Here is a 25473-nt window from a genome sequence, read left to right as displayed (position 1 = left end):
CTTTGCATGAGGTCACCATGTGCGATGGCTGATCGTAACGCGTGACCGGTCTTAAATCCTCGATGGCGTCATCCGAACTAATCCTTGAAGCCGTGTCCTCGGTCAGCCAGATCCCGGCTGCGGAATGGGATGCCTGCGCCAATCCGGCTCCTGACCCAGGGAGCCTGAATGGGCTCGACACCCTGGCTTCACCCGGCGGCCGTTCCTGCACCAATTCAACATTCAGCTATAACCCCTTTGTTTCCCACGCGTTTTTTTCAAGTCTGGAAGCCTCCGGGTCGGCTGCTCCGCGGACCGGCTGGGGACCGCGCCATCTGTTGGCCCGGCTCGACGGCGCGATCGCCGGCATCGTGCCGTGCTATCTGAAATCGCATTCGCAGGGCGAGTACGTGTTCGACCGCGGCTGGGCCGATGCCTATGAGCGCGCCGGCGGACGCTATTACCCAAAGCTGCAGGTCTCGGTGCCCTTTACGCCTGCGACCGGACCGCGCCTTCTGATTCGCAATGGCGTCGATCGCGAGGTGATCGGCACGGCGCTCGCGAGCGGATTGGTGGCATTGTGCGAGGCGACCAAAGCTTCCTCCGTTCACGTGACGTTTGCGCGCGAGACTGAGGCCAAACATCTTGCCGCTCACGGCTTCCTGCAGCGCACCGACCAGCAGTTCCATTGGCACAACCAGGGCTACGGCTCGTTCGACGATTTCCTGGCGACGCTGAATTCGCGCCACCGCAAGGCGATCAAGCGCGAACGGCGCGAGGCGGTCGGAAGTGGCATCACGATCCACGCGCTCAACGGCAGCGACATCACCGAAGACGCCTGGGACGCGTTCTTCGCGTTCTACATGGAGACCGGCTCGCGGAAATGGGGCCGGCCCTACCTTACCCGCGCCTTCTTCTCGCTGATCGGCGAGAGCATGCCTGAGGACGTGCTGTTGGTGATGGCGAAGCGCAACGGCCGCTGGATCGCTGGAGCCATCAATTTCATCGGCTCCGATACGCTGTTCGGCCGCAACTGGGGAGCGATCGAGCATCATCCGTTTCTGCATTTCGAGGTCTGCTATTATCAGGCGATCGATTTTGCGATTAAGCGTGGCCTGAAAGTGGTCGAGGCCGGCGCGCAAGGCGAGCACAAGCTCGCGCGCGGATATCTGCCGCAAACCACCTATTCCGCGCATTTTATCGCCGACCCCGATCTGCGCCGCGCGATTTCGGATTACCTTAAGCGCGAACGCGCCTATGTGGCGGAGGCGGGACGCGAACTCACCGAGGCCGCGCCGTTCCGCAAGACTGCCGACCCGTCCTGACCGTTTGATGTGAGGAGCCGCCATGACCGCGTATGACCCGCAAAACCCGTTCGCGAAAATCCTGCGCGGCGAATTCCCCTGTTACAAGGTCTATGAGAACGACCATGTGCTGGCTTTTCTCGACATCATGCCGCGCTCTGGCGGGCATACGCTGGTGATTCCGAAGGCGCCGGCTCGCAACATCCTCGACATCACGCCGGAGGATTTTGCCCATGTCGCGCGCGCCGCCCACAGAATCGCGGCCGCATCGATGACGGCGTTCAAGGCCGACGGCATCACCGTGCAGCAATTCAACGAGCCTGCCGGCGGACAGGTGGTGTTTCATCTGCACATGCATGTGATGCCCCGCCACAACGGCGTCGCGCTGCTGCCGCCGGCAAGCCGAAAGGAAGATCCAAAAGTGCTGGAAGAGAATGCGGCGAAGCTGGTGGCGGCGTTGAAGTAACCCTCCTCGTCATTCCGGGATGGTGCGTTAGCACCAGACCTCAGATGCGCAATTGCGCATCGGGGAATCTCGAGATTCCGGGTTCGATGCTGCGCATCGCCCCGGGATGACGACAGCCCCTCACTCCGTCTGAAAATCCCCGGCCTGCGGCGGCGCCAGCGGCGAGAATTCGCAGCGGTCGGGTTTTAGATCGAGCAGCGGCGTCTCGTCGAGGCAGTCGAGGCCGCGCACCAGCACGGTCGAGCCCTCGATGCCGACCAGCCTGACGATCGAGGTGCCGATCGGGTTCGGCCGCACCGGGGAGCGCAGCGAGAACGTGCCGCGGGTCGATTTATTGTTCTTCGGGCTCTGCAACACGAGGTCGCGGCGCGACAGATGCAGCCAATAGATCACTTCAAGATTAGTGTAGAAATCGACGCCCTTCAGCGCCGGCACCCAAGGTTCAAAAATCTCGATCCGGCACACCGGACCATCATGGCGGCCCTGCCGCGGCGCGTCGAGCCGTGAGGTCCAGGGCGTGCGGATGCGGCCGATGAAGACCAGGGAAGCGTCGCGCGGCGGCGGCGTCTCGACGGCGAGCTCGCCCTCGCGGATTTCACTTTCTCGAACCATGTCTCTCAATCCACCATATCTCTAATCCAATGTGATGTTCTGCGATTTGATCACACCCGACCACCGTGCGCGATCGGCATCGATGAATTCCTTGATCTCGGCGGCGCTGCGCGGCCGGAACACCGGAAAGCCGACCTTTTCCAGCGAGGCGCGAAACGCGTCGTCGTTCAGCGCCCGGTCGAGGCTCGCGACTATCCTCTGCGCGATATCGTCGGGCAGTTTCGCCGGCGCGGCGATACCATACCAGACGCTGACGCGATACTCAGGATAGCCGCTTTCGGCAATCGTCGGAACATCCGGAAGATCGGGGCTGCGCTGCGCAGAGCTAACCCCCCAATGCGCGCACCAGTCCGGATTTGACCGGGGGCAACGCTGCGCTGATGCCGTCGAACATCACCTGGATGTTACCCGAGATCAGGTCGGTCAACGCCGGACCCGCGCCCTTGTAGGGCACATGGGTCATCTGGATTCCGGCCATCTGTTTGAACATCTCGCCGGCCAGGTGAGTGGTGCCCCCGGTGCCGGCCGAACCGAAATTGAGCTTGCCGGGATTTTGCCTGGCGTAGGCGACGAACTCCGCCACCGTCCTCGCAGGCACCGAGGGATGGATCTCCATGACCACGGGCAAATCGGTGATGAGCTCCAGCATCCGAAAATCCTTGACCGGGTCGTACGACAGTTTCTTGTAGAGCATCGGATTGAGCACGATGATCGAACCCGCCGGAATAAACAACGTGTAACCGTCGGGCTCGGAGCGGGCGACCGCCTCGGCGCCGATCGCGCCTTGCGCGCCGGCCTTGTTCTCGATGATGACCGGCTGCTTGAGATCCTTGCTGAGGAAATCGCCGACCAGCCGGCCGAGAAGGTCGGTCGGACCGCCCGCGGCATAGGGAACGACGAGTTTTATCGGGCGCGCCGGAAACTCCGCGGCTCTCGCGTCAGGCACCGCCGCAAATGCCGCAACCATCACCGACAGCGAGATCAAGGCCGACCTTGCGCGCGAACCCATGCCGTTTCCCCCGTGCTTTTTGCCGCACAGTATCAGCCGAGCCACCCTTTGCCAGCAAGGATCACCAGTCGCCGCAGATCACGCCGGCGAGCGCCCTGATCGGCGGCCGCGAGCGCCGCGCGCTGGGCGGCCGGTACCGCGTCGAAACAGTCTTTACTCATGGCTGTTCCATACTGCACGCACGGCGCCGACGCCTAACGATCGGTAATCCGGGCTACTCTCACACTCCGTCATGGCCGGGCATAGCCGTCCGAAGGACGGCGTCGCTCCCGCTCGCCTATGCCCGGCCATCCACGTCTTTCTTGCTGCGCCACCGTCAAGACGTGGATGTCCGGCACAAGGCCGGGCATGACGGTGGGTGTCTCACCCCCTCACGCCCATGTTCCGCAGCACAAAACACGCCCCTCCCGCGCGGCGGATGCGGTTGCAGAGGTCGTCGGCCGCGGGACGCGTGTCGGCGCCGATGCGCACCTGATAGAAGGCGTGGTTGCCGCGGCTGCGCATCACCGAGCTTAACAGGCTCGGGTCCTGATCGCCGATCACCGCACGCAACCGTGTCATCGCGCGCCCATACATCGCGAGCGCCTTGTTGCGGTCAAAGCCGGCGGCGAGCTGCACGCCCCAGACTTTCGCCGCGGCAAGGTTCACGTGCTCTTCGAGCTGCGTGACAAAGGGATTGGGCGCGCGCCGGAGCAAGGCCATCAATTCGCGGCAACTGGTATTCGGTGCGCGGGCGGGCGGCTTGTCATTCTTGGCTTTGGCCCACTCGTCGATCGTGGAGCCGGTAATCGCGGCCACGTAATTGCGCGTCTCCTGCGGCATGTAGCCACTTCCGGCGAGCCATTCCTGGACGCGGCGCGGCCCGGCATTGTAGGCCGCAGCGGCAAGCCCGAGATTGCCGAATTGCGCGCGCAATTCGTTCAAGAACTCGGCGGATTTCGGCAGCGCCTGCACTGGATCGAAGGGATCGAGCAGCCGCCTCTCATTGGCGGTGCCGGGCATGAATTGCGCGATGCCCTGCGCACGCTGGCCGCTGCGGGTGACAGGTCCGACCGCGTCGGATTGAAAGCGGCTTTCCTGCCAGATCACCCGCGCAAAGAATTCGAGCGGCAGGTCGTTGGCCCGCGCCGCCGATTCGATCATCAGGCACATCGCCTCGCGGGTGTCGGTTTCGCGCGCGGTGTCCGCGGGTTTTTGCAGCACGCCCTTGTTTTCCGGCAGCGGAATGGCGAGCTCTTCGACACTCGGCCGCGCGACGTTGCCGCTGCTCGGCGCCGGTACGGCATCCTCCGCGATCGCGCACATTACCGGAGACAGCGTCAGCCACACACCGCAAAGCGTCGCGCGCAGACCGATGAACGATTGCATCGCCATATCTCGTTCCCCGCGAGACTATTGTGCGGCGACCGGCTACACCGCCGCGCGCGCGGCAGCAAGCACCCGGCACGCAAACCACCGTGAGGTCGCCGCTGCAGCGCAAAACCCAGAAATCACCGCGCAAAACCCGGAAATCCCCGCCCTCCCGCCGCGGATCGGTTTACGTTAACGCCGCATTTTGGCGGCTGCGGTCTTTCGCCGGCGGCCAAGCCGGATATGGTCCTCCCTCTTTATTGGGAGATTTTTCGATGTTCGACCGACGCCAGAGCGCGCGCGACAAGGTTATGTATGGCGGCGTCGCCGAGCTCGGCGAACACGGCGCGACGAAGGAGTGTGTCGTCCGCAATATCTCCGAAAACGGCGCCCAGGTTGAGTTCAGCAACGTCGTCAAGCTGCCGAAACAGCAGATGTCGCTGACGATCGCGCGCAAGGGCCGCTCGTTCCTGGCCAGGATCATCTGGTGGCGCGACAATTTTGTCGGCGTTGCCTTTTCGGAGACGCCGCCGGAAGTCCCTGTCTCCGATCTCGCCGAGCGCCTGCGCAAGAGCGAGCAGAAGAAGCGCCAGTTGCAGCGGCGTATCGAGGAGCTTTTGGGCGAGCGCTGAATACGGGCCCTACTTCGGCAGCCGCTTGTTGAGTTCGGTAAGCTCGGCTTGCGCTTTGGCATCGCCCTGGTCGGCCGCCAGTTTCAGCAGCCGTGCCGCCTCATTATCGTCTTTCGCGAGGCCGCCGCGGCCTTGTTCGTAATAGAGCGCAAGGCTCAATTGCGCGGGGGCATAGCCTTTGTTGGCGGCCAGTTTGAAACGCCGTGCGGCCTCAGACTCATCTTTGCGGAGCCCGCCGAGACCGCCCTCGTAAAAGCAGCCAAGGTGGTATTGCCCGGCGGCAAAACCCTGATCGGCGGCCATTTTGTAGAAGCGAAGCGCTTCGCCCTCGTTTTTCGGCAGGTCGCCTCGGCCATTTTCATAGAAACCCCCAAGCGCATCCTGCGATGCCAGATTTCCCTGGTCGGCCGCAAGCCGATGCAGGCGCGCGGCCTCGGTATCCAGCTTGGGAAGTCCACCGCGCCCGCTTTCATAAAAAAAGGCCAGCAGACTTTGCCCGTAAGCGTCTCCTTTGTCGGCGGCCGTCTTGTACAGACGCGCCGCCCGAACGTCATCCTTGGCAAGCCCGCCGCGTCCATCCTGATAATATTTTCCGAGATTAGCCTGCGCCGGCGCGAGCCCTTGGTCAGCGGCCAACTTGAACAAGCGTGCGGCCTCGGTGTCGTCCTTGGCAAGGCCGCCGCGTCCGTCCCGATAGAAATTGGCGAGATTGTTTTGTCCAAAGGCATTTCCCTGGTCGGCGGCCAATTTGTAATAGCGCGCGGCCTGCAAATCGTCCCGGGGAAGTCCGCCGCGACCGCTTTGGTAGAACGTGCCAAGATTGATTTGCGCGGACGCGTATCCCTGGTCCGCGGCCAATTTATATAAGCGCCCGGCCTCGTTCTCGTTCTTGTCGAGGCCGCCCCGTCCCATCTGATGGAAATATCCGAGATTGGTCTGCGCGATGTAAGATCCGGAATCGGCTGCCTTCCTCAGGAGGCGCAAGGCTTCAGTATCGTCGACGGGAAGGCCCCCGAGCCCTTTCTGATAGAAGCCCGCGAGTTCGGTTGCGGCGAGCACATTGCCCATCCGGTTGGCCTTGTCGAACTGCATCCGCGCGGCATCATAGTTTTTGGCGGCGAGATAGGCGCGGCCGAGCTGCATTACCACCCGGTCGTTGGTGGGCGCTGCCTGTACCGCCCATTGGCACGCCGCAATCGCAGAACTGGATTCGATCTTGTCCACGGGAATGCCGGCGATTCCGGCCGGCTTGCTGGCATCGAACGGGCTTGCCGCCGCGCGGTCACAACCTGCGACGAATGCAGCGTTTTGCGCCTCGTCGGCGGCGGCGACGCGACAAAAGCCGATCACAAAAGCTATCGCAAAACACGCTAACCGCATGGCGGTCCCCCCTTGAGTTCTCGGAATTTCCCGCGTTGGCTTGCCTTTCATGTACGGACCAGCAGCCGCTATGGCGCACGTTCCGCTGGTTCTTGTATGATCTTGGTCACAGTGCTGGTCTGGCGAATGTGATGTCAGTGGTTCAGTAGATGGGGATCGGAAATGACACACCTGTTTCAGATCGCCGCAGTCCTCACCCTATTATTTATCGGAGCGAATTTCGAGACGGGCGCAACATATGCCGCCGATCTGCCGCTCGTCTCCGGCCATGCCCGAACCCGAATGCCGACCAGCCCTGCACCGAAGCTCAACGGCGAAATGCGGCTTGAGGATTTTGCCAGAGGTCCCCACGCAGCTTGCACCGCATGGACCGATGGGTGCCGTGCGTGCGCGCGCAATCCGGACGGCGTTTTCTGCTCGAATGTGGGCTTCGCTTGCCAGGCGTCAGAACCGCACTGCACCCGCCCCTAAAACGCGGAACCATGGCAGGCTTGGAATGACCCTGCATCTTGTCAATGATTGAGGCGCACGGCCACTATGTGGCCAACCCAGGCGGCAACCAGCGACAGCACAACCACGAGCACCAGATAAATCCCGGCGAGCGGGATATCGCCTTGTAGCAGCAGGACGAAGGTGTCGAGGCTCATCGCCGAGAAGGTGGTAAAACCTCCGCAAATGCCTCCCATGACGAACTGCCGGCCCGCGGCGCCGACCAGCAGCCGGCCGTCGGGAGCCGTGAGCGCTGCGAACAGCCCAATCACGAACGAACCGACGACGTTCACAAAGCCGGTGGCCCACAAGGCGCTCAGCCCCATGACCGATACGATCAGAACGCCGGATAGAAACCGCAACAGCGATCCGAGCGCCGCCCCCAACCCCACAGCCAGATAGACTTTCAACACCGCCCTCTTTTCGTCGCGCGCCGCGCTTTCATGCCAAAACCCGAACCACACTCCAGAACCCGGCTCCGACCGCCGCGATGCAGAGGCCGGTCGACAGGATGCCGTTCATCGCGGCCGGCAGCCCCTGACCGTCGATTGCGAGGTTGAGCGTTTGCAGGCAGAACGAGGAGACCGTCGTATAGCCGCCGAGAAAGCCGACGAACGCCAGATCGCGAAACATCTCGCCTGCAAAGATCCCTCCCTGCGCACGGGCGAGCCCGGCAAGCGCGCCAATGACGAGGGCGCCCGAGACGTTCACGACCAGCGTTCCCCACGGAAAGGTCTCGCCAATCCTGCGTCCGACAAAGCCGGAGACAAAAAAGCGCAAAATGCCGCCGAAGAAACCTCCGAGCAACACCAGGGCGCAGGATTGGAATGTCATCACGATCGGGTTTCCGTCAGCGGTTGAGGATCATCGGGCGCGCGTTCAGGTGCTGGCATGCTCAGGAGCAAGGCCCGATTCGTCCTCGCCGTAACGAATGACCGTCACCTTTTCCAAGGTGATCAGGCAGCTCTTGGTAAGTTCTTTGAGGACCGGCAGGAAGCCGTTGATTTTCTCCTCGGTGTCGACGATCTCCACGACCACCGGCAAGTCCTGCGACAGGCGCAACACCTTGGCGGTATGCAGCATGCTCGAGCGGCCAAAACCAAGCGGCCCGCGCAGCACGGTCGCACCGGCCAGATGAACCTCGCGGGCCTTGAGGACGATCGCCTCATAGAGCGGCCTGCCGTCGGCCTTGTCGTCCTCGCCAATGAAAACTCGCAAGAGGGAGGCTTTTTCAGGAATTTGCATCTTTCGATTTCCTTCTCGTTCGCAGATCGACTGCGCGATCGAGGCGATCCCGCGGGAACGCTCGCTTCCGAGGATAATTCGTCTTGTCCGCCGCCGTCATCCGCGTTGTCGCTGCCCCTTGCTTCAGGACAACAAAAAAAACCCGCCAGTGGCGGGTTACAGAGATGCTCCCGCCGCGACGGGGCTTTTGGTCGCCCCACCCAGCAGGAGTCATCAGCCCACGACGGGCGGGTATCGGGGGACTCCATCCCCATCTTCGCGGCTAGCTTACTCGCGGAGGCCGACAACGGTCAATTGGCATGGTCCAGCGTCCGGCCGGGGCAAGAAGGCATCGTCTTGCCTTTCTATTCACGGGCCCGCGGTACAAATAGGTCGTTCGAAATCGGGCACCGGATGCCCGGCCGACGACCGTTACAGAATTTTGCCGGTGATCGGGTCGATGTGAATCTGTTGGGGCTTTGTTGTGTCTTGAATGAGAATTTCCCATATTGCGCGCCCGCGCACCTGCTCCAATCCCGCGTTCAGTGCACGGCCCCCACCCGCTTTCTCGGCTGACGCAACGGCTTGGCGCAGCGTGATTTTGGCCCTTTTCAACGCCGCCAACTCAGCCTTGTCCTCGGCGTCAAGCGCGGACTCATCCATCGCCGTGCCTTGATCGATGGCGGCGCCGCTGATGCCGTCGAGGAGACCGTCCCATACCTTTCCGTTCGCGTAGGTCCGCACCGCATAGGCCGGCTTGCCGTCCTTAGGCTCGAAGCTTACGTCAAGCACGCTCGCGCCGGCCCGCAGCTTCTCAGCCGCGGCAATGATGTCGGTCACCGAGAGCCTGGCGGTTTCGATAGAGGCGGATTCTCCAGCTGCAGCCGTTGCGCCTTGGTTGGATCGATCAAAGCTCGCGAGCAAGCTTTGTAACGCAGCTTTCGACGCCGAAGCTTCCGGTTTGTGGGCACGCAGTTGCACGAGGGCGGCGTCGATTGCCTTGTCGATCGTTAGCCATCGCTCGGGATCGCGTGGACGGAGCTTCGCTTCAGCCCGATCCCAGTTCGTTTCCAGATCTTTGATCCGCGCCTTGGCACGGGTGAGGTTTCCGGTATTGACGATCGCGAGCGTGTCCGCGGCGATGGTGCGGAACGGCGAAAGGTCTCCCACCGGCTGATTTTGGTTTGCCGCATCCTGCGCCGGGGCCCGGCCGGTCAGGCCGAGTGCGAACAGCAGAAGGCAAATGGCACCAAGGGTCCGGCCGGCGAAAAACCTCATCATGAATGATCCTTCTCGAGGAACGGGTTGGCATTCGATCGATCATGCCTAGGGTCCGATACTTAGGAGAGAATGAGAGATCTGCCGGTCTTGCAGTTCGAGTTCATGATGCCCTTAACGCCAAGGGATATTCGACGCACCGGGCAGTTTAGTGGTGCTCTGCTACTCCAGCCTGCCGCTGCCCGTGGTTCGCCCCGCGGTGGATGGTCTTGCGGCGGTCATGGGATTGTTAAGAGCGCCAAATATAACCGCAAAAACTGTGCTCAGAGCGCCCGGCCTCCGATGACATTTGATGGAAAAATCCGAGCGCTCGGTCGGCTCAACCCAACGATGGCTGCATGGCGTCGGTCCACGCGGACACAAAGGGATTTAACATGAAACGCACTATTGCCGTTCTGCTTTCGGTTTGCGCGCTGGTGACCGCCGCGTATTTCACCGCCAGCAAGTGGGCAATCCATCACAAGACGCTGACATTCAGCGACCCCTTGCGCAGCGACCGTCCGGTATCGGTCGATATCGCCGTCCGCTACGACCGCGAGCTCGAGGCGATGGCCGACGTGATCGAGCTGCCGGTGGCGATCCTCAGCCACGGCAACACCGTCAAATTCACCGAATATTCTTTCCTGGCAAACGTTTTCGCCGCCCGCGGCTACATGGTCGTGAGCATCCAGCACGATCTGGAAACCGATGAGCCGATGGTGACGAAGGTCGACGAGGAATATGTCGGCCGGCGGTCGCAGTACAACCGCGGCATTGCCAATATCAAGTTCGCGGTCGACGAGTTGAAAAGGCTCCAGCCGAACTCGGATTACAACCATCTGACCATGGTGGGGCACTCCAATGGCGGCGACATCTCGATGTACTTCGCCAAGCGGTATCCCGACATGATCAAAAAGGTCGTCACGCTCGACAATTTGCGCGTCCCATTCATGACCGACGGCAAATTCAAGATTCTCTCGTTTCGTTCGCAGGATCCGGTCTTCAAGGCCGATCCGGGCGTCGTTCCCGACGACGAGGCCTGCGCGAAGGCCGGCATCACCGTGGTCAAGACCGGCTATCAGCACACCGATATGAGCGATCGCGGTCCCGATGAGGTCAAGTCGAAGATCAGCAGCATTCTCGACAAATTCCTGGAGGACGACACTCCGCCCAATCCGGGCGCGACCAATCAGCCGAAGGTGACCGTGCCCAACGAGCTCGCCCTATCCGCGGCGGCGGTCAAGAACTGACAAACGCCATCGCGCGCTTCGATCCGCATCAAAAAAGTCGCAAAAAAGCCGGCAGTGTCTTGCGACGCGCCGGCTTCTTGTTGGTATTTCAGCCGCTCAAACCTTGACCAGCGGACCTCGTGAGGCCGGGCCCTTCGATCCGCCGCCGCTCGGGCCACTCGGTTTCGGCTTGCGCGGCACAGTGCGCTTGCGCGCGCCGGGCAGTTTTTCCGGCTTCGGCGTCACCGGCCCCTCGACATATTCGAAGCCGATCTTCTGCTGGTCGGCCTCGGCCGCCGCCTCGTCCTTTACCAGCACGACGCGGACATGGCCGCCGCCCTTGAGCTTGCCGAACAGCACTTCGTCCGCCAACGGCTTCTTGATGTGCTCCTGGATCACGCGTGCCATAGGCCGCGCACCCATCTGCTCGTCATAGCCATGCTGGATCAGCCACGCTTTGGCCGGCTCCGACAGTTCGATGGTGACGTCGCGGTCGGCAAGCTGCGCCTCGAGCTGCAGCACGAACTTCTCGACCACCATGCCGATCACGTCGGGATTGAGATGCGCGAACGAGACGATGGCATCGAGCCGGTTGCGGAATTCGGGCGCGAACTGGCGATTGATCGCTTCGTGATCGTCGCCTTCCCGCTTGTTGCGCGTGAAGCCGAACGCCTGACGCGCCAGATCGGCGGCGCCGGCGTTGGTGGTCATGATCAAGATGACGTTGCGGAAATTGACCTGCTTGCCGTTGTGGTCGGTCAACCTTCCATGATCCATGATCTGCAGCAGCACGTTGTAGAGATCCGGATGCGCTTTCTCGATTTCGTCGAGCAGTACCACGCAATGCGGATGCTGATCGACGCCGTCGGTCAGCAGCCCGCCCTGGTCGAAGCCGACATAGCCCGGAGGCGCACCGATCAGGCGCGACACGGTGTGCCGCTCCATATATTCCGACATGTCGAAGCGGATCAGCTCGACACCCAGCGAAGCTGCGAGCTGCTTTGCGACTTCGGTCTTGCCGACGCCGGTGGGCCCTGAGAACAGATAGGAGCCGATCGGCTTCTCCGGTTCGCGCAAGCCCGCGCGCGACAGCTTGATCGAGGCCGACAGCGCTTCGATCGCCTTGTCCTGGCCGAACACCACGCGCTTCAGCGTCGTTTCGAGATGCTTCAACACCTCGGCATCGTCCTTCGACACGCTCTTGGGCGGAATCCGCGCCATGGTCGCGATCGTGGTCTCGATTTCCTTGATGCCGATGGTCTTCTTGCGCTTGTTCTCCGAAACCAGCATTTGCGCCGCACCGGATTCGTCGATCACGTCGATCGCCTTGTCCGGCAATTTACGGTCGTGGATATAACGCGACGACAGCTGCACCGCGGCCTCGATCGCCTCGTTGGTGTATTTCAGCCGGTGGTAGTCCTCGAAGTAAGGCTTTAGACCCTTGAGGATCGCGATGGCGTCCTCGACCGTCGGCTCGTTGATGTCGATCTTCTGGAACCGGCGCACCAGTGCGCGGTCCTTTTCAAAGTGCTGGCGATATTCCTTGTACGTGGTCGAGCCCATGCAACGGATGGTGCCTGACGCCAGCGCCGGCTTTAACAGATTGGACGCGTCCATCGCGCCGCCGGACGTAGCACCAGCGCCGATCACGGTGTGGATCTCGTCGATGAACAGGATGGCGTTCGGATGCGCCTCGAGCTCTTTCAGGACCTGCTTCAGCCGTTCCTCGAAATCGCCGCGGTAGCGGGTACCGGCGAGCAAGGTGCCCATGTCGAGCGAGAACACCGTGGCCGCCGCCAACACTTCGGGCACTTCGCTATCGACGATCCGTTTCGCCAGGCCTTCTGCGATCGCGGTCTTGCCGACGCCGGCTTCGCCGACGAACAGCGGGTTGTTCTTCTGCCGGCGGCACAGCACCTGGATGGCGCGGTTGATCTCGGAGTTTCGTCCGATCACCGGATCGATCTTGCCGTCGCGCGCCTTCTTGTTGAGGTTGACGCAGTAGGTCTCCAGCGCCTCACCCTTCTTCTTGGTGTCCTCGTTGCCCTTGGTCTCGGTCTCTTCGTCGACGCCCCGCACGGGCCGCGCTTCCGACACCCCGGGCCGCTTGGCGATGCCGTGGCTGATGTAATTCACCGCGTCATAGCGCGTCATGTCCTGCTCCTGCAGGAAATAGGCGGCATGACTTTCGCGTTCCGCGAAGATCGCGATCAGGACGTTGGCGCCGGTGACTTCCTCCCGCCCCGATGACTGGACGTGAATCACCGCGCGCTGGATCACGCGCTGGAAACCGGCGGTCGGCTTGGCGTCGTCGGCGCCGTCGGTCACCAGATTTTCGAACTCGGTTTCAAGATAGTTGACGAGACTGGTGCGTAGCTTGTCTAGATCGACGCTGCAGGCGCGCATCACGGCGGCCGCATCCGAGTCATCGATCAGCGAGAGCAGAAGGTGTTCAAGCGTCGCGTATTGGTGGTGGCGCTCGTTGGCAATCGCCAGCGCACGATGCAGGGATTGTTCTAGGCTTTGGGAAAAAGTCGGCATTCGCGTCCTCTATGGCCCCCGGGCCATCATGATCGCCGTTGCCCGATCAGGCAACAACAACCTTTGTCATATAGTTACACCCGATCGGGGCGAAAGACCGGTTCCCGCTTCTCGTTTTCCGCGCAGTCCACATGCGCCATACCCGGGCAAATACGGACAATCACCCGGGGACGGCGAATGCTGGCCTGATCCGTCGCATTGTTCCTGCGTTCTTCCCGCAGGCTTGCCTGCAGGTTTAATGCAAAACCCGTTCCCGTTTCCGGCGGATTTCGCGCGGCGTTACTTCTTTTCCATCACGCATTGCAGGGGATGTTGGTGCTTGCGCGCGAAATCCATCACTTGCGTCACCTTGGTCTCGGCGATCTCGTAGGTGAATATTCCGCACTCGCCGATGCCATGGTGATGGACGTGCAGCATGATCTTGGTCGCGGCTTCGACATCCTTCTGGAAGAACTTCTCCAAGACGTGAACGACAAATTCCATCGGCGTGTAGTCGTCGTTCAAAATCAGCACACGGTAGAGATTCGGGCGCTTGGTCTTCGGCTTGACCTTGGCGATGACGGATGTCGCCGGGCCGCCGGTCCCGCCTGTGCGGTTCTCATCATTGCCCATTCGGGGAGCAGATGCCGCAAGCACTGACGGCGCGGACGAATCGGGTCTGAAAGTTAGTTGCAGCATGGCACAGGCGTTCGAAATCCCCACGGAAAATCGGAAAACGGCCGGCTGATGTACTCCTGCCGGAGCCATCATGAGTTCCCAGGCACGAATTCCGGATCACCGCTCCCGGCCCGACCCATCAGCCGGATCGATCAGCTTGGAATATGGGTCCAGCATCGGGTCGCCGCAAGCGCGTAGATTTGCTCGGATGCAGCCCGCGGCCGGCCCGATTCCAGGTTCGGCAATCCGCCCAAGGTTAATCAATTCTGTCGGATTTGACAAAGCAAAGCCGCCGGCGGCTTGGGCTGCCTGGCTGGCGCAGCGGGCGATGCCTGCGAAACGCCAAAAAATAAAGCCCGGCGATGACGGCCGGGCTTTTGACTTTCGAAAGCGCGTTGGTGTCAGGCGGCAGAGGCTGGCGTGAATTTCGCGACCAGGGTTTCCACCGGCTTGAACGTTTGCTTGGCAAGATCGCCATAGAGCCCCGCGATCTTCTGCGCGTCCGCCACGAAGCTCTCGTAGGCCGATTTTGCAAATTCGGTCTGCACTTCGAGCGCCTTGTCCAGCGACTTCACACTGGACAGTTTTTCGACAAACGATTTGGTGTCTTCATACGATTTCTTGGTGTAGTCGCCATAGGCGCTTGCGATGGCCTGGAGGCCGTTCTGAACGGTGGCCGCGGAAGCAACGCAGGTCTCGAGATGTTCCTTGCCGTACTGCTGAATGTCTTCAACCTTGATCATCATGGCGCCCTTTCCGGACTGGATGTGCGATTGACCTTGCCCGGAGGTCCCCGCCTCCGACGCCGTGCACGTGTACCGCGATGCACAAAAAAGTCAAGAATCTTGTGCGACGCACAATAATATTTCAATCGGTAATTGCAACTCGCTATAAACACAGGGGGATTACGCAAGGGTTTCTTAACTTTTTGGAAACTCCGGCAACCTAACCTCTTTCCCGACTTGTCCGCGGTCCGGGCAGGCACCCGAAAAGTCGTTCGCGCACAGTCTCTTAGCTAGAATAGCGGCGTGAACCGCGATGCGTCCTGCGAAGTCTGGCCGGCGCAAACGGTTCAAGCAGGGAAACATCGCCGGCCGTTGGGCATAATTTGGCCTCACGAACCGGTGATCAAGACAGAAATTGGGACGGGGAAGTCTATGCTTCGTACAAATTTGGCTTCCTCGCGCGTGGTGCGAGTTGGCGTGTTCGGGCTGGTCACGATCGCATCAGCCGTCGTCTTCACAAACGACACCGCCGATGCGCGCCATTACCGGCATCGCCATTATGCCCATCACACTCATCACCATGAAGCGGAGGAGAGCTACAGCCCCGCTTTCTCGTCGATCATCGTAGACGGCAATTCCGGCGCGACGCTGTCGGCCAACAATCCCGACGGCAGCCGCCATCCCGCTTCGCTCACCAAGATCATGACGCTCTATCTGCTGTTCGAGCGCCTCGACGCCGGCAAGATGAAGCTCGACACCGAGATGGAAGTTTCAGAGCACGCTGCCGAACAGGCGCCGACCAAACTCGACTTGCGCCCGGGCCAGACCATTAAGGTCGAAGACGCCATCAAGGGCCTGGTGACGCGTTCGGCCAACGATGCCGCCGTCGTGATCGCGGAAGCGATCGGCGGCAGTGAGGACGATTTCGCCAAGCTGATGACGCGCAAGGCGCGCGCGCTCGGCATGTCCAAAACGGTTTATCGCAATGCCTCAGGGCTACCCAACGACGACCAGGTGACGACCGCGCGCGATCAAGCAACCCTCGGCCGCGCCATCCAGGACCGTTTCCCGCGCTACTACCGTTACTTCTCGACCGAGGCATTCAACTATCACGGCCAATCGATCCGCAACCATAATCATCTGCTCGGCAGCGTCGAAGGGGTCGACGGCATCAAGACCGGCTACACCCGCGCGTCGGGCTTCAATCTCGTGACCTCGATGCGCCGCGGCAACCGCCATCTGGTCGGCGTTGTCATGGGAGGCCACAGCGGCGGCTCGCGCGACGCCATCATGCGCAATCTGCTGGCCGAAAATCTGCAAAAAGCCGCGACCACGCGCACGGTTGCCGCGATCACCGAGCGCAATTCTGCCGACGCAAATGTCGAGGTGGCGGAATCCGAAGCCCCGTCGCAGGGCGCAGCCGAGCCCGCCGCCGCCGCGCCCGAACCCGTCCCGACACCGCGCGCGCCGGCTTTCCGGTCGGTCATGGCCCAAGCCACCGCCGCCGTGCCGCCGCCGCAGGCCAAGACTGAACAAGCAAAGACTGAACCAAAGGTTGAGCAAGTTAAGCCTGAGCAAGCCAAAACCGAACCAGCCCCGCTAACTTCCGGCGTGATCCAGACTCAGGCGATCGCCGCTATCCCCGGCTCGTCCGAACCGATGAAGCCTGTCAAGGTCAAGACCGTCCAGATCAAGGCCGGGCAGATCAAACTAGCTTCCGCCGGACCGTCGCAGCCTGCGTCCCCGAGCACCAGCGCGATCCCCCCGGCGCGTCCGGAGATGCCGGAGACCTCGAGCGCGCTCGTGGCCAAAGCTGAAATCAACAAGGTGGAAACCAGCAAGGACGACGTTCCGGGCATGCCGCCCCAGCCGGCAAACCACGGCACCGGAAACGGCGTGCTTGGCGTGCTTCCGGCATCGAGCGTAGCCGCCTCTCCCGCCCCGCAGGCGCTGGCCTATGCCGATCCAACCCCTCGCCCGCAACTGCCGCAGCCGCAGGCCACCCAGCAGAACTCCGCCAACAAGCCGCTCGCCGTCCACACCGGATGGATCGTTCAGGTCGGCGCGCTGGAAAGCGAAAGTGAAGCGCTGCAGCGCATCGACGCGGCGCGCAGTCAGGCCCACGGCCTGCTCGCCAAGGCCGATCCGTTCACCGAACCGGTGGTGGCCAAAGGCGACCGAAAGCTGTTCCGGGCCCGTTTTGCCGGCCTCGACCGCGATCAGGCGGAAGCGGTGTGCCGGACCTTGAAGCATTCCGACATCTCCTGCATCACCGTTCGGAACTGATTCATCCGAAATCGTCGGGTGGGCAAAGGCGCGCTTGCGCCGTGCCCGCCATGCGCATGAGTGGCTCCATGGTGGGCACGCTTCGCTTTGCCCACCCTACGATCCCGGTGCCGGCGTAAATCCGCGCGCTTGCAAACCTCTCGTCAAGACTTTGCGATTAGAACTGAGATCAACGATCGACCACGCCGGAACGGCGGGCGACAAAGGGGCATCGGCCAGAGACCAAGACAGAGGCAGCTCGCGGTTCGTAGCGTTTGGTAGCGTTGCCGGAGTTAGCTGAGATGCGTGCGAAGCAGAGTATCCTTGGCCTCGTTTACACGGGAGGCGAGGTACGTCGACCCCCCCTGGTCGGGATGCAGTTTCTTCATGAGCGCGCGGTGCGCCCGGCCGATCTCGTCGCGCCCCGCCCCCGGCTGCAGGCCAAGGATCTGATAGGCCTCCTCGTCCGTCATTTTGCCGCTCGGCGCCGGGCGGCGCTGCCCCCCTGCCGGGTTTCCCTGCGCGTCCTGACGCCAGGCGGGAAACCGGCGGTCCAGATAGCTTTCAAGTAACGACACGCTCTCGGCATCGAAGCCGGGGATCATCGCGGTCAATTGCGCGAGGTCGAATTCGCCGACGAAACGGCCGGCATGGGGGCCGGCCACGATCTGGCCCGACAGTTCGCCGCTGTCGTGATCGAGGATCATATCGAGAAACTGCGAACGCACCCGCGAGGTCTGCCCCGCCGAGCGCTGCGCGCCCGCGCCTGAAAACAGCCCACCGATATTGGCGAAACCCGAGGCCCCGAACGGCGACCAGCCCAATAACCCGGCGCCGAAAATGCCGAGCGGGATGGCGACGGCGAGTTCGCCCTTGATGCCGGTGAAGGCGGCAACCGCGAGGGCTACGATGCCGCCGCCGATCTTGATGGCGCGCGCGAGCACGACCGGATTGGCCGCACGAAACATCTGCAGCAGCGAGTATAGAAGTATGACGGCCACGACGCCGGCGATCAGGGTAGGCATGCGTCCAATATAGTGGGATCGGCGGCAAAAAACACGCCGCCCCTCCGGGCCCAAAAGGGCCGGTGAGCGAAAAGCTGCGTGGCGTTGTCAACGCGAGTTTATTAATCTTCGGTATGACCGTAGCCGGATAGCCAGGGAGCGCGCGATGGCGGTGGACGGACTGACGACGATACCGAGCGGCTTCGGGCCGCAAGATACCATGAACCGGCTCGAGACCGCGGTGAAGGCAAAGGGCATGACGGTATTCGCCCGGATCGATCATGCCGCGGGCGCGGCGGCGGTCGGACTGCCGCTGCGCCCGACCGAGCTTCTGATCTTTGGCAATGCCAGAGGCGGCACGCCACTGATGCAATCGGTCCAGACCATCGGGATCGACCTGCCGTTGAAGGCGCTGGTTTGGCAGGATGCCTCGGGCAAGACCTGGCTTTCCTACAATGACCCGGATTGGCTTGCGAAGCGGCACGGGCTCGGCGGCGAGACGGAGGCGGCGGTCAAGATGATGACGGGCGCGCTGGCTGCCGTCGCAAAAGCCGCGACGACGGGTTAGCGCTTTGGCGCGATGGCTTTGTCGTGATCGGGAACAACGCCATGTCGATTAAGATCAGTCTTGTCGTGGCGGCGGTCGCGGTCTTGGCGTCGGCCACCACAGCCGAGAGCGTAGAGATCAACGACCTCGTGATCGCCGCGCCGATCGGCAGTCCGCAAGGCGAAGCCGGCCTAAAAGCGGTCCGCGCGTTCTACGAATTCTGGAACAGCGGCGACGAGAGCCTCTTGAAGCAGGCTATCGCCGCCAACTTCACCGATCACACGCTGCCGCCCGGCCGGCCCCAGGGACCGGAGGGCCCGGCTTTCGCGTCGCGGCAGTTCCGCGGCGCGGTACCGGACCTCAAAGTGGTCGTGGAAAAAATGATCGTCGCCGGAAGCTACGTTACCGTGCACATGAAATTCACCGGCCATTTCACCGGCAAGCTCGGGCAAACCCAGGGCCACGGCCAGGAGATCGACTTCATCGCCACCGATCTCGTCAAAGTCGAAGACGGCAAGATCGCGGACAATTGGCACATCGAAGATAATCTGACGCTGCTCAAACAGATGGGCGTTGCCCATCTCGATCCCTAAAGAGCAATTGGCATCACCTCATCTGGCCGAGCAATTTGGCGGCGCCGGCGCCGGTTCTAGACAATCGCAATAGCGCCTCGCGTCCGCCGGCCGCATAGGCGGCCGCGGCGCGCAACAATTCGCGCAATTGCGCCGCGGCGCCGGGATCGAACCTGCACCAGGCTCCGCCGGTCAGACGCGCGATCTCCCGGAACGCCCGCTCGGCGGTGTCGTCATGACCTTCCTGAAACATGAACACCGGCACTTTGAGCAGCCCGAGTTCGCCGGCCTTGACGCAGAGCGCGTCGACCTGCTCCTCCATGGCGTCGCCGACGAACACCACCGCGCGCACGGCGGACGCCACCGCCTCGCGGCGCGCTTCGGAAAGCACCTTGCCGATCTGGGTGTTGCCGCCGCGGCAATCGATCTTGCTCATCAGCTTTGCCAATTGCGCGCTGTCGGAAATCCACCCCGAGGCGCGGCACTCGTTGAGGCCGCGATAATAGACCAGGCGGATATCGAGACTGCCAAGCGAGGCCGCTTCGCGAAACATGTCGGCCTGCAGCGCGCAGGCCAAATCCCAGGTCGGCTGCCGGCTCATGGTGGCATCGAGCGCGAACACCAGCCGGCCCCGCGCGCCTGCGGCATGCGGCGACATCGCGTGCGCCTTGGCGACAAAGGCGGCGATGTCCTCCGAGGCCGAGGCTTTTGTCTCCGGCAGCGAACCGGCTTTGCCGGACGCGGCCTTTTGCGCGGGCGACACTTCGCCCTCGGATTTCGGTTTGGTCGGTTCGCGGGACATCAGCGGCTCGCAAAAAAGCTGCAAGCTCTATGTGGGCCGGGATCGGCGAACGGTCAATGCGTGCAAAGGGCGCAAAAGGGCAACGCCCGCGGAGCGCGATCGAAGCTTCGGTCAGGGCAGGATGCTGGCGCCGGTCAGTTTTTCAGTTCTGGACCGGCCCAACCGGCGCATAGGGCGCGACCGGACCGGCATCGGTCATGACAGGGGTGGTGGTTTCGACCGGCTTGAGCGGGCTGTCATCATCCAGGAATTTGTCGAGCATGCCCTGGATCGATGCCTTCGCTTCGTCAGGACCGGTATCGCGCATATCGTTGTGCTGGAAGCCGGTGCGGACCACCGTAATGCCGGCCTTCTCGCAGACATCGTCGGCCGGAATGACCCCGGGGTCGGTCTTGAAGACAGGATCCTTGGAGCGGAACGAGAGGATCTTGAATCGGCCGTCGGTCATGAACGGCACGCGCAGATTGTCGAGCGTCACGACCTTCTTGATGTGGTCGGGGTACAGTTTGGCGAAGTAGAGCGAGACGTCGGCGCCCATGGAGTGTCCCACCATGGTCAGATGGTCGTAGTCGGCGTTGGCCTGGACCTTCTGCATTTCCTCGATCGCGAACTTGATGTTGGCGATGTCGCGCTGGTACTGCGGCAGACGGCCAACATAAAGCTCGCCGACTTTCGTCACCATCGGCGGATCGGTCGGCAGATCGTGCTGGATACTCACGACGAGATAGCCGCGGGCGGCGAACGCGTTTGCGAGGAAGGAATATTCGGTGAATTTGACGGTGTTGCCGTGATTGAGGATCGCAACCGGCAGCGTGAGCATGCCGGCATTGGCCTGCAGCTCCTTGTCGCGCCTGACCGCGACGTCGACGGCCACCGGGCGGTTGTCGCGTGTCGGGTCAAGGAAGGTGATCGTCTCGTGACGGATCGCCCATTTGCTCGCGGTGAAATATCCAACGGTCACGAGCACGCAAAGCGAAAGCAGAATGGTAATTCCACGCTTCATGTTGTCCTCGGCTTACGCCGTCCCCTTAAGGGGCCCTGTTCCAGTACCGGGACTCTTCGGTCCCTTGTTAAGGATATATGTCACGCCCCCGTGACGGGAAGAGTAAATGTTGTGACTTGACCGCCTGTTCCTTGTGCGGCGCACCATAATTGGGCAGTGCACAACCGGAAAGTGCCACCCCGCTTGTGCTCGCACTGTGAGACGGGACAGATCAAGGTTCGGTTCAAATCTTGGGTAAAATCGCGGTAAAAGCCGGAGATAGAACGTTTCTTTGAGGCGGTTCCTTGTGGCGGCCATGGAACTGTGGCGGCCATGGAACTGCCCGCCGGGAACCAGCCGGTTTCCGCCCGGCCGGAATGCGCGGCAGTGGGGTCAGTTTGGAAAAGTTACCCACCGGCTAGTTTTTGACCGACCAAGTTTCTTCGAAACCCCAGCGGCCATCGCTTGAGCGTCTGATGGGTGCGGACAAAATCGTAAATGCTTCGTATGAAGCGCGATCGCGGCGGCGCCGTCCACTTCAATGGCTCATCGTGCCATCAAAGCCTCTTCACCCAATATACCGAATTCTCCTCCCAGGGCTGCTCCGGCTCGCATAGCTCAAATCCGGCCTTGAGAAAGTTGGCAACTGAGAATTTATTTTCGGCGCGGCATTCTGAAACGAGATGCGTCCAGCCCAATTGCTTGGCCTTCACTTCTCGCGCGGACATCAATCTAAGCTGCAATCCATGCCCATGATGATCCGGCATGACATAGCAGCGTTTGAGATATCCTATATTGGGAAATGGTTCGAAAGGAACCAAACCAGCGAATGCAACTGGTTTGTCGTCAAGATAAGCGAACCACCAATATCCGTTAGTGAAATGACGCTGCTGCAGCTCCGGCCATGCTGGCACGAGTTTATTAAAGGCGTTGATTGTTGCTGCGAAGCTGACGCCATTAACCTCGTGGATTTGGTAGGGCATCTGGGACTTGCTTAAATTACGTTGTTGATGGTAAGCGATTTGCATGACTTCGATGGTCAACAATTCTCCCGTACAACCGCGCTCGACTGAGGGCGTGGGGGAGTTTGGCCGCCCCCGCCGCACTTGGAATACTGGGATCGCAGGTTCAAATCCTGCCGCCCCGACCCTCCCGCTCCTCCTGTTACCTTACTGACGCTCCTCCGCGTTTTGCCTTTGGGTAGGCGGCAACGATGGCGGTGTTGCGTCAGACTGTAAATCTGATCCCTGTGTGGTGAACATAGTTGGTTCGAATTCATCCCTACCCGCCAAAGCCCCGTTAGCACAATTGATCGAGCCGTTCGCCTTAGAAGCGAAAGGTTCACGGCTTTGAATCTGGGACTTTCGGGTTCAACTCCCGACGGGCTTACCAAGTGTACCGGACGACGCCCTTCCCGGCGTAGGAGCGGGTGACATCAGAGAACTCGCCTTCAAAGGTCGCGGCGGCGGACCAGCCGTTCATCCATTTCATCTCGGCAGAGGCCGTGGTCAGTGCGGAATCGCTCGCTTGCGCCGCGCCGTTGACGACGAAGGAAGCGCCCGAGCTGTTGCCGTCGCGACACAGCGAAGCGATCGCGCGAGCGCATTATTTGGGCAATAGCAAATCACGCGCCGAGAATGTCGTGCACTTCGAGCGGCTTGTCGACCTGGGTGAACCACTCGGCGCGGTTGGCGGCGCGGCGGCGGCCGCGTTCGTCGAGCGGCAGTTTTAGCTGGCGCAGCAGGCTCGTGACCTCCTCGCGCGCGGTGACATGGCCGAGGTTCGGGCGGGTGCCCAGCGTTGCCTCATCGAGATCGTCGAGCGCGGTCAGCCCGCGCGGAAAGAACTCGCGATAGACCACGCGCTCGGCAAAGCCGTCGATCGCGCGAAAACCTAGCCGGAACGATAATTCGTTGAGGCCGTCGGCGACCAGCTGCTTGTTGCGCGAGCCCAGCATCGACAGCCGGTTGCGGACCACGATCCAGTCGGAGGTGGCTCCGTCGAGCTGGCGGCGTTTTCGCCTGGTGTCGCGCACCATCTCCGCATAATGGCTCTCGCCGGTCACGGCATAGGTTTGGGGATCGACGGTTCCGAGCACGTCGAAATCCAGAAAGCTGTCGTTGATCGGCGTCACCAGCGTGTCGGCCATCGAATGCGCCAGCCGCATCAAATAGCTGTCCGACCCCGGTGTATCGATCACGATGAAATCGAAGATACGCTCGACCACGCTGACGGCATCCATGAATTGCTGGAACTCGGAGGTTTCATTCTCCGCGATCTGCATGGTCTGGCCGAGCTTGATGCAGCAATGCACGGGAATTTCGAGATCGAGCCCGGTGCGGCGGGCCCAGGCGCTTCGGTTGTTGATGTAACGGGTGAAACTCTGCTGGCGGCAATCGAGGTCGATGGTGGCGACGCGCTGGCCGGCTTTCATCAAGGCAACGGCGATATGCAAGGCCGTCGTGGATTTTCCCGACCCGCCCTTCTCGTTGCCCAGCACGACCACGTGCGCCGAGCCCGATTGCCCCTGACTAGCCTGCAGCAGCATTTTTCGACCCTTGCAGCATCATCAAATTACGCGCGACTTCGGTCAAGTAAATTGCGTGATAAGATTCTTGAATCGCTGATGGTGTGACTTAATCGTGGATCGCACGTCCGGATCGGCGCGTCTGTGATCGAACGCACAATTGCCGGGCGCTGATTCTCGCGCGTGCAAGTCTCGTCCGCGCGGCGACGGCTTGGCGACCAAGCGTTGGCGTTGATAAGGTCTTCGTTCCCGCCGAGAGGCTCGGAGCCGGCCGGTTCCTTAACCCCCAAAGATCGAACCCCGATGCCGCGAACCCCCATGATCGCCCGCACGATCCCCGCATTGCGTCGCGCCATGGACAGCCTTCGCGCGAAGAAGGCCACCACCGCGCTGGTGCCAACCATGGGAGCACTCCATGACGGCCATGTGTCGCTGGTCCGGCTGGCAAAACGCCGCGCCAGACGGGTGATCGTTTCGATCTTCGTCAACCCGACCCAGTTCGCGCCGACCGAGGATTTTGGTTCGTACCCGCGCACCTGGAAGGCCGATGTCGCAAGGCTTGCCAATGAGGACGTCGACCTGATTTGGAATCCAGACGTCAAGACCATGTACCCCGACGGCTTCGCCACCAAGATCCTGACTGAGGGACCCGCCATCGCGGGGCTGGAGGATCGCTTCCGGCCGCATTTCTTCGCCGGCGTCGCCACCGTGGTCGGCAAGCTGTTCACCCAGGTCCGGCCGGATTTTGCGATCTTCGGGGAAAAGGATTTCCAGCAATTGCGGGTGGTGACCCGGATGGCCGTCGATCTCGACCTCGGCGTCAAGGTGATCGGCTCGAGAACCGTGCGCGAGCGCGACGGGCTCGCCATGTCCTCGCGAAACGTCTATCTGTCGCCGGATCAGCGCCGTGCCGCGCCGGAACTCTACCGCGCGATGCAGGCGAGCGTGCAGGCCTTGCGCGCCGGCGAGGAGATCGCGGCGGCGATGGCCGAAGGCGCGGCCCTCGTCACCGGCGCCGGTTTTGCACTGGATTATTTCGAACTCCGCCACGCCGAGACGCTGGCGCCGGTCACGTCCGTCAAAGATGGGCCGATGCGGATCCTGGTCGCGGCGCGAATCGGCGCCACGCGGCTGATCGACAATATCGCGGTCAGAGCGTGATGACTTTAGGTTGAGGCGCAGCGGTGACTTCCCCCTCGCCCCGCTCTTGCGGGGAGAGGGTTGGGGTGAGGGGCTGTTTCCGCGAATGGTGAAGCACAAATTATGCGGAGAATCCCCCTCACCCGGATCGCTGCGCGACATAGCCGAAGCTTCGCTTCGGCGTCCTTCTTATCTAAGGACGGCCGCCAAGGCGGCCTATGCCTCTCCCCGCAAGCGGGGCGAGGTGATCGAACTTGCACAGGCGACGATTCAACTCAAAATCATCATGCTCTAGGACGCTCTATAGCAGCCCGAGGTCGCGCAGTTCGCGGCGGAGCGGCTCGGGCATGGCGGCGACGCCGGTGCCGGCGGATTTGAGATCCTGCGGCGTGTCGGCTTGCGCAAAATAGCGCCAGCCCTGGAACGGGCGCATCGGCCGCGGCATCACCGCGATCACCTTGGGCTGCATCACCAATCGGCAGCGCCCGATACCGTCGCGATCACGGAACGGCTCGATCGCGATGATCTTTTCCCGCGCGGCGATCTCGCCCCGGATGACCCAATATAGCGAGCCGCCCGCCAATATCTCGTCGACGCGCTTCGGCGTCATCCGGGTGATATGGATGTGATGAAGCGGCAGGCCTTTTTTCCTGGCGGTCTGCATCCGCTCGGCGACCCAGCCTTTGAGTTCCCTGACCGACTCGCAGCCGACGGCAAGCTTGATGAGATGTAGCGGCATGGAAAGACGTTAGAGCATGATCCTGCGAAGTGGAAACCGGT

28 protein-coding genes, 3 tRNA genes, 1 pseudogene and 1 riboswitch are annotated in these 25473 nt (G+C 61.8%); of the genes and pseudogenes, 12 read left to right on the top strand and 20 right to left on the bottom strand.

Features of this window, described 5'->3' with window-relative positions:
* The first annotated feature begins 62 nt into the window (after nt 1-62).
* Together B5526_RS34325 and B5526_RS34320 are read left to right on the top strand one after the other, a co-directional pair.
* Nucleotides 63-1304 carry a GNAT family N-acetyltransferase gene (locus B5526_RS34325; protein ID WP_079544078.1) on the top strand — a complete coding sequence of 414 codons (1242 nt, stop codon included), beginning with the start codon at nt 63-65 and terminating at the stop codon, nt 1302-1304.
* A 22-nt stretch (nt 1305-1326) separates the two neighbouring features.
* Nucleotides 1327-1749 carry an HIT family protein gene (locus tag B5526_RS34320; protein ID WP_079544077.1) on the top strand — a complete coding sequence of 141 codons (423 nt, stop codon included), beginning with the start codon at nt 1327-1329 and terminating at the stop codon, nt 1747-1749.
* Between the two features lie 120 nt (nt 1750-1869).
* Here the strand turns inward: B5526_RS34320 and tsaA are convergent, their stop codons facing one another.
* The 5 genes from tsaA to B5526_RS34305 form a co-directional block, all read right to left on the bottom strand.
* Nucleotides 1870-2361, bottom strand: coding sequence for a tRNA (N6-threonylcarbamoyladenosine(37)-N6)-methyltransferase TrmO (gene tsaA, locus B5526_RS34315; RefSeq protein ID WP_079544076.1), 492 nt, complete (start codon nt 2359-2361; stop codon nt 1870-1872).
* Nucleotides 2362-2382: 21 nt separating this feature from the next.
* Nucleotides 2383-2646: a tripartite tricarboxylate transporter substrate-binding protein gene (locus tag B5526_RS39830; RefSeq protein WP_433994672.1), complete on the bottom strand. Its 264-nt coding sequence runs from the start codon at nt 2644-2646 to the stop codon at nt 2383-2385.
* Between the two features lie 40 nt (nt 2647-2686).
* Nucleotides 2687-3370: a Bug family tripartite tricarboxylate transporter substrate binding protein gene (locus B5526_RS34310; RefSeq protein ID WP_283807586.1), complete on the bottom strand. Its 684-nt coding sequence runs from the start codon at nt 3368-3370 to the stop codon at nt 2687-2689.
* Between the two features lie 32 nt (nt 3371-3402).
* Nucleotides 3403-3531: a hypothetical protein gene (locus tag B5526_RS39545; protein WP_283807585.1), complete on the bottom strand. Its 129-nt coding sequence runs from the start codon at nt 3529-3531 to the stop codon at nt 3403-3405.
* A gap of 202 nt (nt 3532-3733) precedes the next feature.
* Entirely contained in the window at nt 3734-4675 is a 942-nt protein-coding gene (locus tag B5526_RS34305; RefSeq protein WP_079545867.1) for a lytic transglycosylase domain-containing protein, read from the bottom strand.
* A gap of 320 nt (nt 4676-4995) precedes the next feature.
* On the opposite strand from B5526_RS34305, the gene B5526_RS34300 reads away from it, so the two are divergent.
* Nucleotides 4996-5352: a PilZ domain-containing protein gene (locus B5526_RS34300; RefSeq protein WP_079544075.1), complete on the top strand. Its 357-nt coding sequence runs from the start codon at nt 4996-4998 to the stop codon at nt 5350-5352.
* A gap of 9 nt (nt 5353-5361) precedes the next feature.
* Here the strand turns inward: B5526_RS34300 and B5526_RS34295 are convergent, their stop codons facing one another.
* Entirely contained in the window at nt 5362-6732 is a 1371-nt protein-coding gene (locus B5526_RS34295; RefSeq protein WP_172842169.1) for an SEL1-like repeat protein, read from the bottom strand.
* 162 nt (nt 6733-6894) lie between these two features.
* On the opposite strand from B5526_RS34295, the gene B5526_RS38230 reads away from it, so the two are divergent.
* Nucleotides 6895-7203 carry a hypothetical protein gene (locus B5526_RS38230; protein WP_154071601.1) on the top strand — a complete coding sequence of 103 codons (309 nt, stop codon included), beginning with the start codon at nt 6895-6897 and terminating at the stop codon, nt 7201-7203.
* Between the two features lie 41 nt (nt 7204-7244).
* Here B5526_RS38230 and B5526_RS34290 read toward each other — a convergent pair whose 3' ends face one another.
* The 4 genes from B5526_RS34290 to B5526_RS34275 all read right to left on the bottom strand — a co-directional run bounded on the left by B5526_RS34290 (nt 7245) and on the right by B5526_RS34275 (nt 9726).
* Complete coding sequence (locus tag B5526_RS34290; protein ID WP_244562139.1) at nt 7245-7634, bottom strand: CrcB family protein; 390 nt, start codon at nt 7632-7634, stop codon at nt 7245-7247.
* Between the two features lie 28 nt (nt 7635-7662).
* Nucleotides 7663-8055 carry a fluoride efflux transporter CrcB gene (crcB, locus tag B5526_RS34285; RefSeq protein ID WP_079544073.1) on the bottom strand — a complete coding sequence of 131 codons (393 nt, stop codon included), beginning with the start codon at nt 8053-8055 and terminating at the stop codon, nt 7663-7665.
* Nucleotides 8056-8100: 45 nt separating this feature from the next.
* The gene (locus tag B5526_RS34280) at nt 8101-8466 is read right to left on the bottom strand and encodes a DUF190 domain-containing protein (RefSeq protein ID WP_079544072.1); all 366 of its coding nucleotides are present in this window, start codon (nt 8464-8466) and stop codon (nt 8101-8103) included.
* Between the two features lie 197 nt (nt 8467-8663).
* A riboswitch (Fluoride riboswitch) is annotated at nt 8664-8727 on the bottom strand.
* A gap of 150 nt (nt 8728-8877) precedes the next feature.
* A complete protein-coding gene (locus tag B5526_RS34275) occupies nt 8878-9726 on the bottom strand; it encodes a PepSY domain-containing protein (protein WP_079544071.1) in 849 nt (282 codons plus the stop codon).
* Between the two features lie 371 nt (nt 9727-10097).
* Between B5526_RS34275 and B5526_RS34270 the strand changes: the two genes are divergently transcribed.
* The gene (locus B5526_RS34270) at nt 10098-10952 is read left to right on the top strand and encodes an alpha/beta fold hydrolase (RefSeq protein WP_079544070.1); all 855 of its coding nucleotides are present in this window, start codon (nt 10098-10100) and stop codon (nt 10950-10952) included.
* Between the two features lie 96 nt (nt 10953-11048).
* On the opposite strand, the gene clpA is transcribed toward B5526_RS34270, so the two are convergent.
* The 3 genes from clpA to B5526_RS34255 all read right to left on the bottom strand — a co-directional run bounded on the left by clpA (nt 11049) and on the right by B5526_RS34255 (nt 14872).
* Nucleotides 11049-13472, bottom strand: coding sequence for an ATP-dependent Clp protease ATP-binding subunit ClpA (clpA, locus tag B5526_RS34265; RefSeq protein ID WP_079544069.1), 2424 nt, complete (start codon nt 13470-13472; stop codon nt 11049-11051).
* A gap of 279 nt (nt 13473-13751) precedes the next feature.
* Nucleotides 13752-14084, bottom strand: coding sequence for an ATP-dependent Clp protease adapter ClpS (gene clpS / locus B5526_RS34260; protein ID WP_079544068.1), 333 nt, complete (start codon nt 14082-14084; stop codon nt 13752-13754).
* A 446-nt stretch (nt 14085-14530) separates the two neighbouring features.
* The gene (locus B5526_RS34255) at nt 14531-14872 is read right to left on the bottom strand and encodes a phasin family protein (protein WP_079545863.1); all 342 of its coding nucleotides are present in this window, start codon (nt 14870-14872) and stop codon (nt 14531-14533) included.
* Nucleotides 14873-15286: 414 nt separating this feature from the next.
* On the opposite strand from B5526_RS34255, the gene B5526_RS34250 reads away from it, so the two are divergent.
* A complete protein-coding gene (locus tag B5526_RS34250; RefSeq protein WP_079544067.1) occupies nt 15287-17140 on the top strand; it encodes a serine hydrolase in 1854 nt (617 codons plus the stop codon).
* 272 nt (nt 17141-17412) lie between these two features.
* On the opposite strand, the gene B5526_RS34245 is transcribed toward B5526_RS34250, so the two are convergent.
* Complete coding sequence (locus tag B5526_RS34245; protein WP_079544066.1) at nt 17413-18144, bottom strand: DnaJ domain-containing protein; 732 nt, start codon at nt 18142-18144, stop codon at nt 17413-17415.
* A gap of 145 nt (nt 18145-18289) precedes the next feature.
* On the opposite strand from B5526_RS34245, the gene B5526_RS34240 reads away from it, so the two are divergent.
* Both B5526_RS34240 and B5526_RS34235 read left to right on the top strand, forming a co-directional pair.
* Complete coding sequence (locus B5526_RS34240; RefSeq protein ID WP_079544065.1) at nt 18290-18691, top strand: DUF302 domain-containing protein; 402 nt, start codon at nt 18290-18292, stop codon at nt 18689-18691.
* Between the two features lie 41 nt (nt 18692-18732).
* The gene (locus B5526_RS34235; RefSeq protein WP_079545860.1) at nt 18733-19263 is read left to right on the top strand and encodes an ester cyclase; all 531 of its coding nucleotides are present in this window, start codon (nt 18733-18735) and stop codon (nt 19261-19263) included.
* 13 nt (nt 19264-19276) lie between these two features.
* Here B5526_RS34235 and B5526_RS34230 read toward each other — a convergent pair whose 3' ends face one another.
* From B5526_RS34230 to B5526_RS34220, 3 genes are all read right to left on the bottom strand, one after another.
* Nucleotides 19277-20044: a hypothetical protein gene (locus B5526_RS34230; protein ID WP_079545858.1), complete on the bottom strand. Its 768-nt coding sequence runs from the start codon at nt 20042-20044 to the stop codon at nt 19277-19279.
* A 142-nt stretch (nt 20045-20186) separates the two neighbouring features.
* The gene (locus tag B5526_RS34225) at nt 20187-21047 is read right to left on the bottom strand and encodes an alpha/beta fold hydrolase (protein ID WP_079544064.1); all 861 of its coding nucleotides are present in this window, start codon (nt 21045-21047) and stop codon (nt 20187-20189) included.
* A 536-nt stretch (nt 21048-21583) separates the two neighbouring features.
* Nucleotides 21584-22069, bottom strand: a complete 486-nt coding sequence (locus B5526_RS34220; protein ID WP_079544063.1) for a GNAT family N-acetyltransferase — start codon at nt 22067-22069, stop codon at nt 21584-21586.
* A 28-nt stretch (nt 22070-22097) separates the two neighbouring features.
* Between B5526_RS34220 and B5526_RS34215 the strand changes: the two genes are divergently transcribed.
* The 3 genes from B5526_RS34215 to B5526_RS38220 all read left to right on the top strand — a co-directional run bounded on the left by B5526_RS34215 (nt 22098) and on the right by B5526_RS38220 (nt 22418).
* A tRNA-Pro gene (locus tag B5526_RS34215) sits at nt 22098-22172 on the top strand.
* A gap of 52 nt (nt 22173-22224) precedes the next feature.
* Nucleotides 22225-22317 (top strand) — tRNA-Tyr (locus B5526_RS38225).
* Nucleotides 22318-22418, top strand: a tRNA-Leu gene (locus B5526_RS38220). It begins immediately after the preceding tRNA gene.
* On the opposite strand, the pseudogene B5526_RS39825 reads toward B5526_RS38220, so the two are convergent.
* A pseudogene (locus B5526_RS39825) lies at nt 22413-22586 on the bottom strand (autotransporter outer membrane beta-barrel domain-containing protein); the annotation flags it as partial. The gene B5526_RS38220 and the pseudogene B5526_RS39825 sit on opposite strands and share 6 nt — an antisense overlap.
* A gap of 64 nt (nt 22587-22650) precedes the next feature.
* Nucleotides 22651-23574, bottom strand: coding sequence for a division plane positioning ATPase MipZ (locus B5526_RS34205; protein ID WP_079544062.1), 924 nt, complete (start codon nt 23572-23574; stop codon nt 22651-22653).
* Between the two features lie 282 nt (nt 23575-23856).
* Between B5526_RS34205 and panC the strand changes: the two genes are divergently transcribed.
* Nucleotides 23857-24714, top strand: coding sequence for a pantoate--beta-alanine ligase (panC, locus tag B5526_RS34200; RefSeq protein ID WP_079544061.1), 858 nt, complete (start codon nt 23857-23859; stop codon nt 24712-24714).
* Between the two features lie 280 nt (nt 24715-24994).
* On the opposite strand, the gene B5526_RS34190 is transcribed toward panC, so the two are convergent.
* Nucleotides 24995-25432 carry a DUF1489 family protein gene (locus B5526_RS34190; protein WP_079544059.1) on the bottom strand — a complete coding sequence of 146 codons (438 nt, stop codon included), beginning with the start codon at nt 25430-25432 and terminating at the stop codon, nt 24995-24997.
* Between the last annotated feature and the right edge of the window lie 41 nt (nt 25433-25473).

The organism is Bradyrhizobium lablabi, assembly GCF_900141755.1.
Classification (GTDB): Bacteria; Pseudomonadota; Alphaproteobacteria; order Rhizobiales; family Xanthobacteraceae; genus Bradyrhizobium; species Bradyrhizobium lablabi_A.
Note: the sequence above shows the minus strand (reverse complement) of the source record. Positions and strands in the feature narration are given on the sequence as shown.

What these genes read in the sequence shown, in the direction of transcription:
- B5526_RS34310 (WP_283807586.1), bottom strand. Translation starts at nt 3,370, where the DNA reads ATGGGTTCGCGCGCAAGGTCGGCCTTGATCTCGCTGTCGGTGATGGTT.
- tsaA (WP_079544076.1), bottom strand. Translation starts at nt 2,361, where the DNA reads ATGGTTCGAGAAAGTGAAATCCGCGAGGGCGAGCTCGCCGTCGAGACG.
- B5526_RS34250 (WP_079544067.1), top strand. Translation starts at nt 15,287, where the DNA reads ATGCTTCGTACAAATTTGGCTTCCTCGCGCGTGGTGCGAGTTGGCGTG.
- B5526_RS34325 (WP_079544078.1), top strand. Translation starts at nt 63, where the DNA reads ATGGCGTCATCCGAACTAATCCTTGAAGCCGTGTCCTCGGTCAGCCAG.
- B5526_RS34245 (WP_079544066.1), bottom strand. Translation starts at nt 18,144, where the DNA reads ATGCCTACCCTGATCGCCGGCGTCGTGGCCGTCATACTTCTATACTCG.
- B5526_RS34190 (WP_079544059.1), bottom strand. Translation starts at nt 25,432, where the DNA reads ATGCCGCTACATCTCATCAAGCTTGCCGTCGGCTGCGAGTCGGTCAGG.
- B5526_RS34235 (WP_079545860.1), top strand. Translation starts at nt 18,733, where the DNA reads ATGTCGATTAAGATCAGTCTTGTCGTGGCGGCGGTCGCGGTCTTGGCG.
- B5526_RS34230 (WP_079545858.1), bottom strand. Translation starts at nt 20,044, where the DNA reads ATGTCCCGCGAACCGACCAAACCGAAATCCGAGGGCGAAGTGTCGCCC.
- B5526_RS34205 (WP_079544062.1), bottom strand. Translation starts at nt 23,574, where the DNA reads ATGCTGCTGCAGGCTAGTCAGGGGCAATCGGGCTCGGCGCACGTGGTC.
- crcB (WP_079544073.1), bottom strand. Translation starts at nt 8,055, where the DNA reads ATGACATTCCAATCCTGCGCCCTGGTGTTGCTCGGAGGTTTCTTCGGC.
- B5526_RS39545 (WP_283807585.1), bottom strand. Translation starts at nt 3,531, where the DNA reads ATGAGTAAAGACTGTTTCGACGCGGTACCGGCCGCCCAGCGCGCGGCG.
- B5526_RS34270 (WP_079544070.1), top strand. Translation starts at nt 10,098, where the DNA reads ATGAAACGCACTATTGCCGTTCTGCTTTCGGTTTGCGCGCTGGTGACC.
- clpS (WP_079544068.1), bottom strand. Translation starts at nt 14,084, where the DNA reads ATGGGCAATGATGAGAACCGCACAGGCGGGACCGGCGGCCCGGCGACA.
- B5526_RS38230 (WP_154071601.1), top strand. Translation starts at nt 6,895, where the DNA reads ATGACACACCTGTTTCAGATCGCCGCAGTCCTCACCCTATTATTTATC.
- B5526_RS34300 (WP_079544075.1), top strand. Translation starts at nt 4,996, where the DNA reads ATGTTCGACCGACGCCAGAGCGCGCGCGACAAGGTTATGTATGGCGGC.
- B5526_RS34320 (WP_079544077.1), top strand. Translation starts at nt 1,327, where the DNA reads ATGACCGCGTATGACCCGCAAAACCCGTTCGCGAAAATCCTGCGCGGC.
- panC (WP_079544061.1), top strand. Translation starts at nt 23,857, where the DNA reads ATGCCGCGAACCCCCATGATCGCCCGCACGATCCCCGCATTGCGTCGC.
- clpA (WP_079544069.1), bottom strand. Translation starts at nt 13,472, where the DNA reads ATGCCGACTTTTTCCCAAAGCCTAGAACAATCCCTGCATCGTGCGCTG.
- B5526_RS34305 (WP_079545867.1), bottom strand. Translation starts at nt 4,675, where the DNA reads ATGTGCGCGATCGCGGAGGATGCCGTACCGGCGCCGAGCAGCGGCAAC.
- B5526_RS34295 (WP_172842169.1), bottom strand. Translation starts at nt 6,732, where the DNA reads ATGCGGTTAGCGTGTTTTGCGATAGCTTTTGTGATCGGCTTTTGTCGC.
- B5526_RS34225 (WP_079544064.1), bottom strand. Translation starts at nt 21,047, where the DNA reads ATGAAGCGTGGAATTACCATTCTGCTTTCGCTTTGCGTGCTCGTGACC.
- B5526_RS34275 (WP_079544071.1), bottom strand. Translation starts at nt 9,726, where the DNA reads ATGATGAGGTTTTTCGCCGGCCGGACCCTTGGTGCCATTTGCCTTCTG.
- B5526_RS34280 (WP_079544072.1), bottom strand. Translation starts at nt 8,466, where the DNA reads ATGCAAATTCCTGAAAAAGCCTCCCTCTTGCGAGTTTTCATTGGCGAG.
- B5526_RS34255 (WP_079545863.1), bottom strand. Translation starts at nt 14,872, where the DNA reads ATGATCAAGGTTGAAGACATTCAGCAGTACGGCAAGGAACATCTCGAG.
- B5526_RS34240 (WP_079544065.1), top strand. Translation starts at nt 18,290, where the DNA reads ATGGCGGTGGACGGACTGACGACGATACCGAGCGGCTTCGGGCCGCAA.